This is a genomic window from Streptomyces sp. NPDC056144, from assembly GCF_042264145.1.
GTDB lineage: Bacteria > Actinomycetota > Actinomycetes > Streptomycetales > Streptomycetaceae > Streptomyces.
Genome location: NZ_JBHJVF010000010.1, coordinates 201,650 through 216,223, shown reverse-complemented (window position 1 = coordinate 216,223; position 14,574 = coordinate 201,650). Strand labels below are relative to the sequence as shown.

The 14,574-nt window shown below is 73.2% G+C and carries 7 protein-coding genes; 6 read left to right on the top strand and 1 reads right to left on the bottom strand.

The genetic code is table 11. The features are described from left to right. The first annotated feature begins 35 nt into the window (after positions 1 to 35). From ACFC0Z_RS27145 to ACFC0Z_RS27125, 5 genes are all read left to right on the top strand, one after another. Positions 36 to 2,495, top strand: coding sequence for a protein kinase (locus ACFC0Z_RS27145; protein WP_376443032.1), 2,460 nt, complete (start codon positions 36 to 38; stop codon positions 2,493 to 2,495). Positions 2,496 to 2,608: 113 nt separating this feature from the next. Next, positions 2,609 to 5,839, top strand: coding sequence for a protein kinase (locus tag ACFC0Z_RS27140; RefSeq protein ID WP_376443029.1), 3,231 nt, complete (start codon positions 2,609 to 2,611; stop codon positions 5,837 to 5,839). Positions 5,840 to 6,009: 170 nt separating this feature from the next. After that, on the top strand, positions 6,010 to 7,764 hold the full coding sequence (locus ACFC0Z_RS27135; RefSeq protein WP_376443026.1) for a serine/threonine-protein kinase: 1,755 nt from the start codon (positions 6,010 to 6,012) through the stop codon (positions 7,762 to 7,764). Positions 7,765 to 7,965: 201 nt separating this feature from the next. After that, positions 7,966 to 9,624 carry a succinic semialdehyde dehydrogenase gene (locus ACFC0Z_RS27130; protein WP_376443023.1) on the top strand — a complete coding sequence of 553 codons (1,659 nt, stop codon included), beginning with the start codon at positions 7,966 to 7,968 and terminating at the stop codon, positions 9,622 to 9,624. A 46-nt stretch (positions 9,625 to 9,670) separates the two neighbouring features. Next, positions 9,671 to 11,542, top strand: coding sequence for a GMC family oxidoreductase N-terminal domain-containing protein (locus tag ACFC0Z_RS27125; RefSeq protein ID WP_376443020.1), 1,872 nt, complete (start codon positions 9,671 to 9,673; stop codon positions 11,540 to 11,542). A gap of 611 nt (positions 11,543 to 12,153) precedes the next feature. On the opposite strand, the gene ACFC0Z_RS27120 is transcribed toward ACFC0Z_RS27125, so the two are convergent. Next, entirely contained in the window at positions 12,154 to 12,501 is a 348-nt protein-coding gene (locus tag ACFC0Z_RS27120) for a chorismate mutase (RefSeq protein ID WP_376443017.1), read from the bottom strand. 328 nt (positions 12,502 to 12,829) lie between these two features. Between ACFC0Z_RS27120 and guaA the strand changes: the two genes are divergently transcribed. Next, positions 12,830 to 14,422 carry a glutamine-hydrolyzing GMP synthase gene (gene guaA / locus ACFC0Z_RS27115; protein ID WP_376443014.1) on the top strand — a complete coding sequence of 531 codons (1,593 nt, stop codon included), beginning with the start codon at positions 12,830 to 12,832 and terminating at the stop codon, positions 14,420 to 14,422. The last annotated feature ends 152 nt before the right edge of the window (positions 14,423 to 14,574 follow it).

The following is a 14,574-nucleotide window of genomic DNA, read 5'->3' as shown; positions in this document are numbered from 1 at the left end:
GACGCGGCGGAGATCAGGGATCGCAGAGGGGACGCATGTCGGAGGCGGAGCAGTCGCGGGACACGGCGAAGGACCCCCGGCGGGACGCCGCCGCGGGGGCCGCGACCGACGGCGACCGAGGAGTGGTCCCGGCCGCGCGCGAGGCGGAGCGCGGCCCGCGGGACGCGAAGGACGTCGAGGACGCCACGGCGGACGAGGGCGCCGGGGACGCGGAGCGTGTCGAGGGCGCGCAGAGCGTCGAGGACGCCGTGGGCGCCGGGGACCGCGAAGGTGCCGAGGTCGTCGAGGGCGCCGAGGAACCCGTGCGGGACGCGGCGGGATCGGGCGGCGTGGACACGGGCTCTGACGGGGCGGCGGTTACCGGTGCGGGCGCAGGTGCCGGTGCCGCTAGCGATACCGATGCCGGTGAGGCTGATGCGGCCTCCGTCTCCGGCGGGCGGCTGCGGGGGACCGAGCCGTCGACCGGTTCGGGCGGCTTCGGCGCCGGGGACGGCGCCGGCGCGAGCTTCGGCGGCGACCGGCTCCGCAAGGACACGGCGTCGGAAGGCCGGCTCCTCGCCGGACGCTACCGGCTCGGCGTCGTCCTCGGACGCGGCGGCATGGGCACCGTGTGGCGCGCGGTCGACGAGACCCTCGGCCGGCACGTCGCCGTCAAGGAGCTCCGCTTCCCGAGCAGCATCGACGAGGACGAGAAGCGACGCCTCATCACCCGGACCCTGCGCGAGGCGAAGGCCATCGCCCGGGTCCGCAACAACGGCGCCGTGACCGTCTTCGACGTCGTGGACGAGGACGACCGCCCCTGGATCGTCATGGAGCTCATCGAGGGCAAGTCCCTCGCCGACGCCGTCCGCGAGGACGGCACGCTCACGCCCCGGCGCGCGGCCGAGGTCGGCCTCGCCATCCTCGACGTCCTGCGTTCGGCGCACCGCGAGGGCATCCTCCACCGCGACGTGAAGCCGTCCAACGTGCTGATCGCGGAGGACGGCCGGGTCGTCCTGACCGACTTCGGCATCGCCCAGGTGGAGGGCGACCCCTCGATCACCTCCACCGGCATGCTCGTCGGCGCCCCCTCGTACATCTCGCCGGAGCGCGCCCGGGGCCAGAAGCCCGGCCCCGCGGCCGACCTGTGGTCGCTCGGCGGGCTCATCTACGCGGCGGTCGAAGGCAGCCCGCCGTACGACAAGGGCTCCGCCATCGCCACGCTCACGGCGGTGATGACCGAGCCGGTCGACCCGCCGAAGAACGCGACGCCCGAGCTGGAGCAGGTCATCTACGGGCTTCTCGCCAAGGACCCGGCCCAGCGGCTCGACGACGCCCGCGCGCGGGTCCTGCTGCGGGCCGTCCTCGACGCGCCCGAGTCGGCGCCCGTGACCTCGGCCGAGGTCACCACGGCCGTACCGCTGCCGCCCCGTCCCACGGGCAGTCCGGCGGTTCCCGCGGCCGGCAAGGGGCCCGAGGCGGCGTCCGACCGGATGCGCGGGGCGCTGAAGTCCGTGCGGAACGCGGCCGCTTCCGTGAAGGCCGAGCCCGCGGCCGGGCAGGCCGCGCGGCCCGACGCCCAGCCGAGGCAGCGGCTCGCGACCGAGCCGCTGCGGGGCGACGGGAAGCCGGCCCCGGCCCGCGCTCCGCTGACCGACGTCGTTCCGCGCCGCACGCTGATCATCATCGCCGCGGTCGCCGTCCTCGCCATACTCGGCACGATCATCGCGGTCTCCCTCGGCGGCGGAGGCGACGAGGGAAACCAGGGCAAGGGCGATGGCGGCGCCACGGCCTCGGCGGGTGCCACGGCCGGAGGGGACGGCTCCGGAGGGGCCGACGGTTCCGGCTCCGGTTCCGGCTCCGACGGTGGCGTGGGCGGTCCCGGGCAGCAGGGCGGCGTGCAGCCCGGCAGCACCGGCTCGGACGGCTCCGGCGGCGGGAACGGCGCGAACGGTTCATCCGGTGCGAACGGTTCGAACGGTTCGACCGGTTCCACGGACGGAAAGGGCGGCGTCACGCCCACCGGCACCACGGGCGGCGGCGGTACGGACTCGGTGCTGCCCGCGGGCTACAAGCTCGTCACCAACGACAAGCTGCGCTTCTCCGTGGCCGTCCCCGGCACCTTCAAGCCCAGCTCGATACAGGGCTACGACCTCGGCGTGATACTCAGCGAGCACGGCGGCTTCCCGCGCGTCCAGGTGGACTTCAACGCCAGCCCGAAGGACAACGCGGCGACCGCCTGGGCCCTCGCCAAGGGCGGCGTGGCCGTCACCAGCCAGGACTACCGGCACATCGGCATCAGGACCGTCTCGTACAAGGGCTATCCGACCGTCGCCGACTGGGAGTTCACGCGGACGCAGAAGGGCGAGTCCGTCCGGGTCCTCAACCGCGGCTTCAAGGTCGACGCCAAGCACGGCTACTCGATCATGATCACCTGCAAGGCGGACGCGTGGGACGGCGAGGAGTGCCGGACGCTGCGGGAGACGGCGTTCGCCACGTTCAGCCCCAAGGACTGACCGGTCCCACGTATCGTGAGAGTTCGTGAGCCGGGAGCGCCGGAAGCGGCTGACAAACGTCGCTAACTGCTCGGTACCGGACCGGAATTGACTGACTCGCGTGGGGAGGCGTCGTGGACGACTACGCGGGAAGGGTGCTCGCCGACCGCTACCGCCTGCCGCTGACGTCGGCCGCGGCGGGCGCGGACCCGGGGGCGCCCGACGTCACCGAGACGCGCGCCTTCGACACGTACAGCGGGCAGGAGGTCCTGGTCCGCCAGGTGCCGCTGCCGGAGTTCGTCGACGCCGAGGTGCTCGACGGCGCGGACGGGCCCGACCGGTCCTACGGTGCCGCGGGGCGGGCGACCCGGCGGCCCGCCGAGCCCGTCGTGCGCCGGGCGATCGAGGCGGCCCAGGCCGCCGCGCAGATCCCCGACCACCCGCTCCTCGACCAGGTCTTCGACGTCTTCGCCGAGGCCGGATCGCTGTGGATAGTGAGCGAGGTCGTGGCGGCGCGGCCGCTGTCCGCGCTCCTGGCCGAGCGGCCCCTGAACCCGTACCGCGCGGCCGAGATCGGCGCCGACGTCCTCACCGCGCTGCGCGCGCTCCACGCCCACGGCTGGGTCCACCGGAACATCACCGCCCGGACCGTGCTCGTCTGCGACGACGGGCGCGTGGTCCTCACGGGCCTCGCGGTGGGGGCCGCCGAGGAGGCCCTGAGCGGGTACGCGCCGGTGCCGGAGCAGGGGGACGGCGGCGGAGGCTTCGGGACGGGCTTCGGCGACGGCCTGCCGATGGCGGCGGCGCCGGGTGGTGGCGTGCCCGCTCCTGCTTCCGAGTACGCCGATGTGTACGAGGCCGAGGTCTACGAGGAGGCGGAGGAGGAGTACGAGGAGGGCGAGGAGGAGTACGAGGAGGGCGAGGAGGAGTACGAGGAGGGCGAGGAGGAGTACGAGGAGGGCGAGGAAGAGGGCGACGGGGAGAGCGACGGCGAGGCGTTCGAAGAGGGGGAGGAGGGCGGGGAGTTCGCGCCGGGGTACGGCGCTGACGAGGGCGACGGAGTCGAAGGGGTCGAGTACCTCCCTTACGAGGCCACCGTGACGAACCTGGAGACCGAACTCGCTCCGCTCCCCGTTCCCGACCCCGCTCCCGCACCCCTTCCTGCGCCCGCTCCGTACGGCGCCGATCCGTACGGCGCCGCGGCGAAGGCGGCCGACGGGCCCCGGGCCGGGGCCGAGCCGCCCGCCCTTCCCGCGCCGCCCACCGCCGACGTCCGGGCCGCGCGGGCAGGGGCCATCGCCGCCTACCGCGCGGCGACGCGCGCGGCGGCCCGGCTCGGCGAGTCGGGGGCGCTGCCGGTGCAGCGCCCGGCGCCGGCGGAGCCCGGCGCGGAGCAGCCTTCGGCGGCGGCGCCCGCTCCCGTACCGCCGTCGCCCGTCCCCGTACCGCCACCCGCTCCCGTGCCGGCCTCCGGTGCGCCCGAGCCGCAGTGGTGGTCGCAGGCGGCGGACGACGATGACGACGGCGACGACGACGACGCGACCTACGGCGGCCCGCCGTCCGGGCCCGCGCCGCGCGTCCACCTCGCGGGCAACTGGAGCGACGGCCCGCACGCCTCGCGGGACGGCTCCGGTCCGATCCCGGCGGGCGGCGGCTCCGTCCTGCCGGGCTCGGGCCGTCCCGCGCTGCCCGCCGGGTACACGGCCGCGACCCCGGAGCCCGGCCTTCCGGCGCGCGCCGGGGTCACCGGGCCCGAGCGGTCCGCCGTACCGCCCTCGGCCTCGACCTCGGCCCCGGCCTATCGCGGGCCCACCACGCGGCTGGCCGCCGAGCGGGCCCGGCAGACCCGGATCGCCGTCGTCGGCGCCGTCACCGAGCGCTGGGCGCCCGAGCAGGCCGGACCCGTGCACGAGAACTGGCGGCTCGCCCCGCCGATCGGCCCCGCCACCGACCTCTGGGCGCTCGGCGCGCTCCTCTACCGGGCCGTCCAGGGGCACGCTCCCTACCCGGAGGACAGCGCCGCCGAGCTCGTCCAGCTGGTCTGCGCCGAACCGCCGGCCTTCGCGGAGGAGTGCGGTCCGCTGCGCCCGATCGTGGAGTCCCTGCTGCGCCAGGACCCCACCGAGCGGCCCGATTTCGAGGAACTGCGCGGCTGGCTGCGCTCCCTCGTGCGGTCGGCGCCGGAGCCGGACGCCGGCTTCGGCGCCGTACCGCCGCAGGCGTTCGACGCGACGCGGCTGCCGATCGTCCGGCGCCGCGGCGAACTCGTGCGCCGGCGCCTCCGGCGCGCGGGGGCGGACTCGGGTGCGGGCCGGCACCGTCACAAGCGGGGCAAGGACCCGAGACCGGCGGCCCGTCAGGAGGAGTCGCGGCCGCAGGAGCCGGAGTTCCGCGAGGAGGAGCAGCGGGCCGAGACGTACCGGGAGGAGGCGTACCGGGAGGAGACGTACCGGGAAGAGGCGTACCAGCCGGAGTTCCGTGAGGAGTTCCTGGGCGAGTTCCGCGAGGAGGTCCCCGAAGAGGTCCCGCAGCGCGCCCCCCGCGCTCCCCGCCCGTCGCGCGCCCCTCGCCCGCCCCGCGCCCCGCGCCCGTCCCGCGCCCCGCGCGCGCCTCGCGCCGCCGGTTCCTCGCGTTCCCTCGGCCGTACGCTCCTCCTGGTCGTCCTGTTCCTGTTCGGCGGAGCCCTCGCGTACGCCGTCCTCTTCATGCCCCGTCAGTCGGAGACGCCCGCCGCGCCGACCGCGAACCCGACGGCTCCGGCGACATCGGCCGAGGCCCCGTCCTCGTCCCCGGCCGATCCCGCCCCGCCGTCCGCGAAGCCGAGCGCGGAGAAGCCGAGCGCGCAGCCGACCACCCGTCCCCCCGCGAAGCCCACGACTCCGCCCGCCGCGCCCGCGACGGGGCCCGCCCCGGCCGCCGGGTACGTCCTCCAGCGGGACCCGGAGGGGTTCAGCATCGGGGTGCCGAAGGGCTGGCGGCGCAGCCCGATCAATGACGCAGGCCAAGTGCGCTACACCAGCGGCGACTTCACGATGATCGTCGTCCCCGGCCGGGACTCCGTCGGGGACAACGGCACCGATCCGCTGGAGTACCAGAACTCCAAGGAGCGCGAGCTGGAGCCCTGGCGCGCGTCCAGCTGGTCGGACGTCGACGACGCCCGCCGGGTGGACATCGGGACGACGGCGACGGCCACGGGAAGTTACTGGTGGCTGGACAGCACGGGCCGCGAGGTCTTCGTCCGGAACCTGGCGCTCATCGACGGCGGCCGGTACCACGTCGTCCAGGTCATCGGTCCGAGCGGGCAGCGCGACAAGGTCTCCGCGATCCACGACGAGGCGACGAGGACCTTCCGCCCCGGGCGCTGATCCCCTCGCCGTGGCGGGTCTTTCGCGGGCACCCTCCGGGACCTTCGGCCGGGCCTTCCGTCGGATTGTCACCGTCCCCTGGTCACAGTGCTGTTCCTATGGCAGCCCCGAGGTTCCGCCGCCCGCCGTCCCCTCCGTAACCTGGCACCCGAAGGAACGGGCGGGGGCAAGTGGAACATTCTCAGAGCACAGGGGCGGGGCTGCTGCTCGCGGGTCGCTACCGGCTTGGCGAGTGCATCGGTCGCGGCGGCATGGGCAAGGTCTGGCGCGCGCACGACGAGGTGCTGCACCGCGTGGTGGCGGTGAAGGAGCTGACGGCGGGCCGGTTCGTGGCCGAGGCCGACCGGCTCGTGCTGCACGCGCGGACGCAGAAGGAGGCGCGTGCCGCCGCCCGGATCACCCACCCGGGCGTGGTCACCGTCCACGACGTCCTGGAGCACGACAACCGTCCGTGGATCGTCATGCAGTACGTCGACGGGCCCTCGCTCGCCGACGCGGCCAAGGAGGCGGGCACGATCGAGCCGCGCGAGGCGGCGCGGGTCGGGCTGCACGTCCTCGGCGCGCTGCGGGCCGCGCACGCGGCCGGGGTGCTGCACCGGGACGTCAAGCCGGGGAACGTCCTGCTCGCGCGCGACGGGCGCGTCCTGATCACCGACTTCGGCATCGCGGCGATCGAGGGGGACGCGACGATCACCCAGACCGGTGAGATCGTCGGTTCCATCGACTACCTGGCGCCCGAGCGGGTACAGGGCGGCGATCCCGGTCCCGCCTCCGACCTCTGGTCCCTGGGGGCCACGCTGTACACGGCGGTCGAGGGCGTCTCGCCGTTCCGCAGGACCTCGCCGATCAGCACCATGCAGGCCGTGGTGACCGAGGAGCCTCCGCACCCGGCGAACGCGGGGCCGCTGGCCTCCGTCATCGTGGCGCTGCTGCGCAAGGAGCCGGAGAACCGGCCGCGCGCGGACGAGGCCGAGCGGATGCTGCTCGACGCGATGGAGGGCCGCGAGCCGGAGGCGGCCCAGGCGTACGTGCCGACCCAGCGCGTGACGCGACGGGAACTGGAGGGCGAGGGAAGCGAGTCGGGCGATCCGGCCGGAAGCGGCGGCATGTCCGGTACGGGCCTCGGTGCCGCGGCCGCCGCCCAGAGCCGCCCCACCACCCCCACCGCCCAGTGGCCCCACCCGGCTCACTCGGCTCACTCGGCTCACCCGGCTCACCCGGCTCATCCGTCCGGCGTGGCCTCCTCCGCCGCATCCGCCGCCACCTCCCCCTCCGCTTCCCGGGGCCGCTGGCGCACGGTCGTCCCGGCCGCGCTGCTCGCGGGCCTCGTCGCCGGTGGCGCCGTCTACGCCGCCATGAACTTCGCGGGCGGCGACCGTACGGGCACGGGTGCGGGTACGCACACGACGGCCCCGGCCGCCAAGCGCGCCGGCGGCACGGAGGACGCCGTCCCGGCCGGCTGGCACCGCGTCGAGGACCCGGCGGGCTTCAGCCTCGTCGTACCGGACGGCTGGAAGCGGCAGAAGGAGGGCGACCAGATCGACTACACGCCCGACAACGGCCGTCACCGGATCCGGATCAGCATCGACCGGAAGCCGGACTTCGAGAACCCGTACATGCACGCGCAGGACCTGGAGAAGACCGTGGAGACGCGGCTTCCCGAGTACCAGCGCGTGAAGCTGATCCAGACGACCTACCGCGACCAGGTCCGCTCCTGCCTGTGGGAGTTCACCTGGAACGAGAAGAAGACGTTCCCGGGGCGGCGGCACGCGATCGACCAGTTCTACTACGCGGACGACGGCACGGAGTACGCCGTGTACATGTCCTCGCCGGAGTCGAGCTGGGAGACGACGAGGGAGCAGTTCGACGTCGTGCTCCAGCACTGGCGGGCGCCGGGCGAGGGAACGCCGACCGGATCACCCTGACGGGCTAACCACCCGAACAAGTGAACAGATCTTCGATACGCGTCCGGGCGGCCGGAAATTTTCTCCCTGCCTAGCCTCCGTCGACCGTAAGCCGCTGATCAGGGGTTATGTGCCAGTGATCACTGGCGCGATGTGCGCGCCCGCTGAAAACGCGTTACCGACGGGTACCCAAAGGGCGGCCCGCCGCCTACGCTCGCCTTCATGACGGACTCGCAGGCCCCCGCCGCCCTCTCGGTTTCCGACGCCCCCGCCGTGAAGGGCGTCGTGCCCGCCGGCGCGACCAACCCTGTCGCGCCCGCGCCCGCCGGCGCGCGGACCGCCGCCGACGTCGTGACGCCCGAGGTGGTCGCCCGGCTGACCCGTGGCGTCATCGGTTCCGGCCGCACCGCGAACCACACCCCCTTCACCGGGGAGCGGCTCGCCGAGCTGCCCGAGTCCACACCCGAGGACGTCGCCGAGGCCTTCGCGCGCGCCCGCGCCGCCCAGCCCGACTGGGCCGCGGTCCCGGTCAGGAACCGCGCCGCCGTCCTGCTCCGCTTCCACGACCTCGTCCTCCAGCGCCAGTCCGAGATCCTCGACCTCATCCAGCTGGAGACCGGCAAGGCCCGCCTGCACGCGCACGAGGAGGTCCAGGCGGTCTGCGTCGCCGCCCGCCACTACGGCCGCAAGGCCGCCTCGTACCTGCGCGCGAAGCGCCACACCGGAGTCGTACCGACCCTCACCAAGGTCACCGAGCTGCGGCAGCCGCGCGGGGTCGTCGGCCAGATCGCGCCCTGGAACTACCCGCTGGAGCTCTCCGTCGGCGACGCGCTCCCGGCCTTCGTCTCGGGCAACGCGGTCGTCATGAAGCCGGACACGGAGACCGCGCTGACCGCGCTCTGGGCCCGTGACCTGCTCATAGAGGCGGGTCTTCCCGCCGAGGTCTTCCAGATCGTCATCGGCGAGGGACCGGTCGTCGGCCCCGAGGTCGTCAAGCACGCCGACTACGTCTCCTTCACCGGCTCCACCCGCACGGGCCGCGAGGTCGCCCAGGGCGCCGCCGCCCGGCTCGTCGGCGTCTCGCTGGAGCTCGGCGGCAAGAACGCGATGCTCGTCCTGGAGGACGCGGACATCGAGAAGGCCGCCGCCGGAGCCGTCCGCGCCTGCTTCTCCTCCGCGGGCCAGCTCTGCATCTCCATCGAGCGGCTGTACGTGCACGAGTCCGTCGCCGACGCCTTCCTGGAGCGCTTCGCCGCCCGGACCAAGGCCATGCGGCTCGGCAGCTCCCTCGCGTACGGGGCGGACATGGGCTCCCTCGTCGGCGAGCGCCAGCTGGAGACGGTCACGAAGCACGTCGACGAGGCCGTCGCCAAGGGCGCCACGCTCGTCGCGGGCGGCGTCGCCCGCCCCGACATCGGCCCCCTCTTCTACGAGCCGACCATCCTCGACGGCGTCGAGGCCCCGATGGCCGTCTGCTCCGAGGAGACCTTCGGGCCGGTCGTCTCCGTCTACCGCTTCTCGGACGAGAACGAGGTCATCGCCCTCGCGAACGGGACGCCGTACGGCCTCAACTCCTCGGTCTGGACGAAGGACTCGCGCCGCGGCCACGCCGTCGCCGCCCGCCTGCGGACCGGCACGGTCAACATCAACGAGGGGTACGCCCCCGCCTACGGCAGCGTGCAGTCGCCGATGGGCGGCATGAAGGACTCCGGTCTCGGCCGCCGTCACGGCTCCGAGGGCATCCTCAAGTACACCGAGGCCCAGACCGTCGCCCAGCAGCGGCTCATGCCGCTCGCGCCGTCCTTCGGCATGGACGACGAGAAGTACGCGGCCGTGATGAGCGTGTCCCTGAAGGCGATGAAGGCCCTGCGCCTGCGCTGACCACCCTGTCCTTACTCGCTTCGCCCCTTTCCGTACGAGGAGAGCCATGACCGCGGTACCCCCTACCCAAAACCAGGAGCAGGCGGACGCCGCCGCGAACGACTCCAAGGGCTACGACTCCAAGGGCTACGACTCCGAGGGCTACGACTACGACGTCCTCGTCGTCGGCTCCGGCTTCGGCGGTTCGGTCACGGCCCTCCGGCTCACCGAGAAGGGCTACCGGGTCGGCGTCCTGGAGGCCGGCCGCCGCTTCACCCCCGGGACCATGCCGAAGAACTCCTGGGACCTGAAGAACTTCCTGTGGGCCCCGGCGCTCGGTCTGTACGGCATGCAGCGCATCCACCTGCTCGGCAACGTCATGGTGCTCGCGGGCGCCGGCGTCGGCGGCGGCTCCCTCAACTACGCCAACACCCTCTACGTACCGCCGAAGCCGTTCTTCGACGACCCGCAGTGGAAGGACATCACCGACTGGCAGGACGAGCTGCGGCCGTACTACGACCAGGCGCAGCGCATGCTCGGCGTCCGGATCAACCCGACGACGACCCCCTCGGACGTGCACCTGAAGGCCGCCGCCGAGGCGATGGGCATCGGCGACACCTTCCACATGGCGCCCGTCGGCGTCTTCTTCGGCGACGGCAAGGACGCCGTCGGCGAGGACGGCACCGGCCCCGCGAAGGTGAAGCCGGGCGCCCAGGTCCCCGACCCGTACTTCGGCGGCGCGGGCCCGGCCCGGCGTGCCTGCACCGAGTGCGGCGAGTGCATGACCGGCTGCCGGCACGGCGCCAAGAACACCCTGAACGAGAACTACCTGCACCTCGCCGAGAAGGCGGGCGCCACCGTCCACCCCATGACCACGGTCGTCACGGTCACCGAGGACTCGCGCGGCGGCTACGCGGTGAAGACCCTCCCGACCGACAACCGCAAGAAGGGCCGGGGCCGGACCTTCCGCGCCCGCCGCGTGGTGATCGCGGCCGGCACGTACGGCACGCAGACCCTGCTGCACCGGATGAAGGACGGCGGGCTGCTGCCCGGCATCTCGTCCCGGCTCGGCGAGCTCACCCGGACGAACTCCGAGGGCCTGGTCGGCGCGCAGACCACCGACCGGCGCTACCGGAAGCGCCACGGCCAGGCCAAGGTCGACTTCACCCGCGGCGTCGCCATCACCTCCTCGATCCACCCGGACGAGAACACCCACATCGAGCCGGTGCGGTACGGCAAGGGCTCCAACTCCATGGGCGGCATGACCGTCCTCCAGGTGCCCTACGGGGCCCACCGGGTGCGCAACTGGCTTCTGAACCTGGTCAAGCACCCGGCGCTCGCCGCCCGCTCGCTCTCGAACCGGCGCTGGTCCGAGCGGACCATCATCGGTCTCGTCATGCAGTCCCTGGACAACTCCCTGACGACCTACCGCAAGCCGGGCGGGCTCGGAAAGGGCCTGCTCACGGCCCGGCAGGGGCACGGGGCGCCGAACCCGGTCCAGATCCCGGAGGCCACCCGGGCCGCGACCCTCCTCGCCGAGGAGATCAACGGCTTCCCCGGCTCCAACATCGGCGAGCTGATGGGCACCCCGCTCACCGCGCACTTCCTCGGCGGCTGCCCGATCGGCGCCGACGCCGGGTCCGGGGTCATCGACCCGTACCACCGGCTCTACGGGCACCCGGGGATCTCCGTCGTCGACGGCGCCGCCGTCTCGGCCAACCTCGGCGTCAACCCCTCGCTGACCATCACGGCGCAGGCGGAGCGGGCGATGTCGTTCTGGCCGAACAAGGGCGAGGAGGACCCGCGGCCGCGGCAGGGGGAGGAGTACGTACGACTCTCGGCGATCGAGCCGAAGTCGCCGGCCGTCCCGGCCGAGGCGTTCGGCGCCCTGCGGCTGCCGTTCCTGGGCATCCCGACGGTCCCGCCGAAGAAGGCGTAACCGCGAAGGCGGAAGAAGCAGAAGAAAAGGCGCTGCACCCCCCTCCGAGTGCAGCGCCTTTTCTGCTTTTTGGTGATGCTGCATAGATGACCCGCGACGGACGGGATTGGTTGTAGGGGTTGCACGGGATCTTGATGTGATGCGCGTCACATGAAGGCGTCGGGTCTCGTGCCCGTCCCGCGCCCGTCTCATGGCAAGGGCCCCGTGCCGCGATTCCGGTCGCGGTACGGGGCCCTTGGTGTCGGCACCGGTGTCAGGGCAGCGGCGGTGCCGGGCGGGCGGCGCCGGGGGGTCGCGCCGCGTGGGGGAGTGGCTGAGGGGGACGGGGTTCCGAGGGGGACGAGATTCTGGGTGATCCGATCGACCGGATGCGGTCGGCCCCGGGCGTCCCCGGGACCGACCGCCCTTTCTGGGTGACCGGGCTGCTGTCCCCTGCTGCCCGGTCACGCGCGCTGGTGCGAGGTCCCACGGCGCACCGGAGGTGCGCCACACGCCCCAGCGAAGCCACGCGTGGTTTCTGACGGGCCCGCCCCTGGCTGGCACGGACAACCGGACCAACGAAGCCGGACCGAACCCGGTCACGCGCCGTACGGGTGAGAGCGGGCTCGAACTCAGATGCGGCCCCGGCACAGCTCCAGCATCGTCATGGCGAGCGAGGTGCCCGGCTTGCCGAGGGCGTCCCTGTAGTGGCCGAGCACCTCCATCTCGCGGTTCAGGTTCACCCGGCGGCCGCCGGAGGAGATCCGGGCCTCCTGGATGACGGCCGAGACGGCCATCCGCTCCTGGATGAGGCCGATGATCCGGTCGTCGAGGGCGTCGATCCGCTCGCGGGCGTCGCCGATCAGCGCCGCCGCCTCGTCGGTGCGGGCGCCGGTCTTCTCGGTCTCGGTCTGGGGAGTGGAGGTCGTGGCGGTGGTGGCGGTCGTCGTGGTCGTGGCGGTGGTGGCCATGGCGGTCATGCGGGTCTCCTGGGGGTGTCGGGTCCGGGAGCCCCGGGGCGACACGGCCCGGAAACGACAGAACGCCCCGGGCCTTGTCGGCCCGGGGCGCCTGGGAAGTCGCTTGTCAGTTGCTCAAGCAGCACGACCATGGCAGCCGGACGGGCCGGTGCCATAGGTAAAGAGGAAGGTCGAGAGCTTGCGCATGCCGACAGTATGGACCCCTCCCCGAACACGGGGCCAACCCGGGTTCGGATGGTGAGACGAAAGGCGCTGTCGGCGCGCCGGTAGAATCGACATATAGCCCCTCGTTCGGGGGACACCCTCCTACCGCCGGAAGGCCGCCGTAGTGTCATCAGCGACCCCCGCTGCCGCGCCCGACGTCACCAACCCGGACGTAGTCCTCGTTGTCGACTTCGGCGCCCAGTACGCCCAGCTCATCGCCCGTCGTGTCCGTGAGGCCCGGGTCTACAGCGAGATCGTCCCGTCCACCATGCCGGTGGCCGAGATGCTGGCCAAGAACCCGAAGGCGATCATCCTCTCCGGCGGCCCGTCCTCCGTGTACGCGGAGGGCGCCCCGCGCCTCGACCGCGCGATCTTCGAGGCGGGCGTCCCCGTCTTCGGCATGTGCTACGGCTTCCAGCTGATGGCGGTGACCCTCGGCGGCACCGTCGACAACACCGGCGCCCGCGAGTACGGCCGTACGCCGCTGCACGTCTCCAAGGCCGGCTCCACCCTCTTCGAGGGCACCCCGGTCGAGCAGTCGGTGTGGATGTCGCACGGCGACGCCTGCTCCGCCGCCCCCGAGGGCTTCTCCGTCACCGCGTCCACCGACGTCGTGCCGGTCGCCGCCTTCGAGAACGACGAGAAGAAGCTCTACGGCGTCCAGTACCACCCCGAGGTGCTGCACTCCACGCACGGCCAGCAGATCCTGGAGCACTTCCTCTACCGCGGCGCCGGCATCGAGCCGAGCTGGACCACCGGCAACGTCATCGAGGAGCAGGTCGCGGCCATCCGCGCCCAGGTCGGCGACAAGCGCGCCATCTGCGGTCTCTCCGGCGGCGTCGACTCCGCCGTGGCCGCCGCGCTCGTCCAGAAGGCCATCGGCTCGCAGCTCACCTGCGTCTACGTCGACCACGGCCTGATGCGCAAGGGCGAGACCGAGCAGGTCGAGAAGGACTTCGTCGCCGCCACCGGCGCCAACCTGGTGGTCGTCGACGCGCAGGAGCGCTTCCTGAACGCGCTCGCCGGCGTCTCCGACCCGGAGACCAAGCGCAAGATCATCGGTCGCGAGTTCATCCGCGTCTTCGAGCAGGCGCAGCTGGAGATCCTCCAGGAGGAGGGCCCCGAGGTCGCGTTCCTCGTCCAGGGCACCCTCTACCCGGACATCGTCGAGTCCGGCGGCGGCACCGGCACGGCGAACATCAAGTCGCACCACAACGTCGGCGGCCTCCCCGACGACATCGAGTTCCAGCTCGTCGAGCCGCTGCGCCAGCTGTTCAAGGACGAGGTCCGCATGGTCGGCCAGGAGCTCGGCCTGCCGGACGAGATCGTCCAGCGCCAGCCGTTCCCCGGCCCCGGCCTCGGCATCCGCATCGTCGGCGAGGTCACCAAGGAGCGCCTGGACCTGCTGCGCGACGCCGACGCCATCGCCCGCGAGGAGCTCACCGCGGCTGGCCTCGACCGCGAGATCTGGCAGTGCCCGGTCGTCCTGCTCGCCGACGTCCGCTCCGTGGGCGTCCAGGGCGACGGCCGCACCTACGGTCACCCGATCGTGCTGCGCCCCGTCTCCTCCGAGGACGCGATGACGGCCGACTGGTCGCGCCTCCCCTACGAGACGCTCGCCAAGATCTCGACCCGCATCACCAACGAGGTCGCCGACGTGAACCGCGTCGTCCTCGACGTCACGAGCAAGCCCCCGGGCACCATCGAGTGGGAGTAATCGCTCCCTGAGGTGTCCGAAGCCGCCGTCCCGGTCCTCCGTGGCGGCGGCTTCGCCGTGTTCCCGCCGCTGCTCCCGCCCGCGTTCCCGCACGTGTTCCCGGCCGTGATCCCGTCCGGACTCTGGTGACTTGACCGGCCGGGCGTTACCTT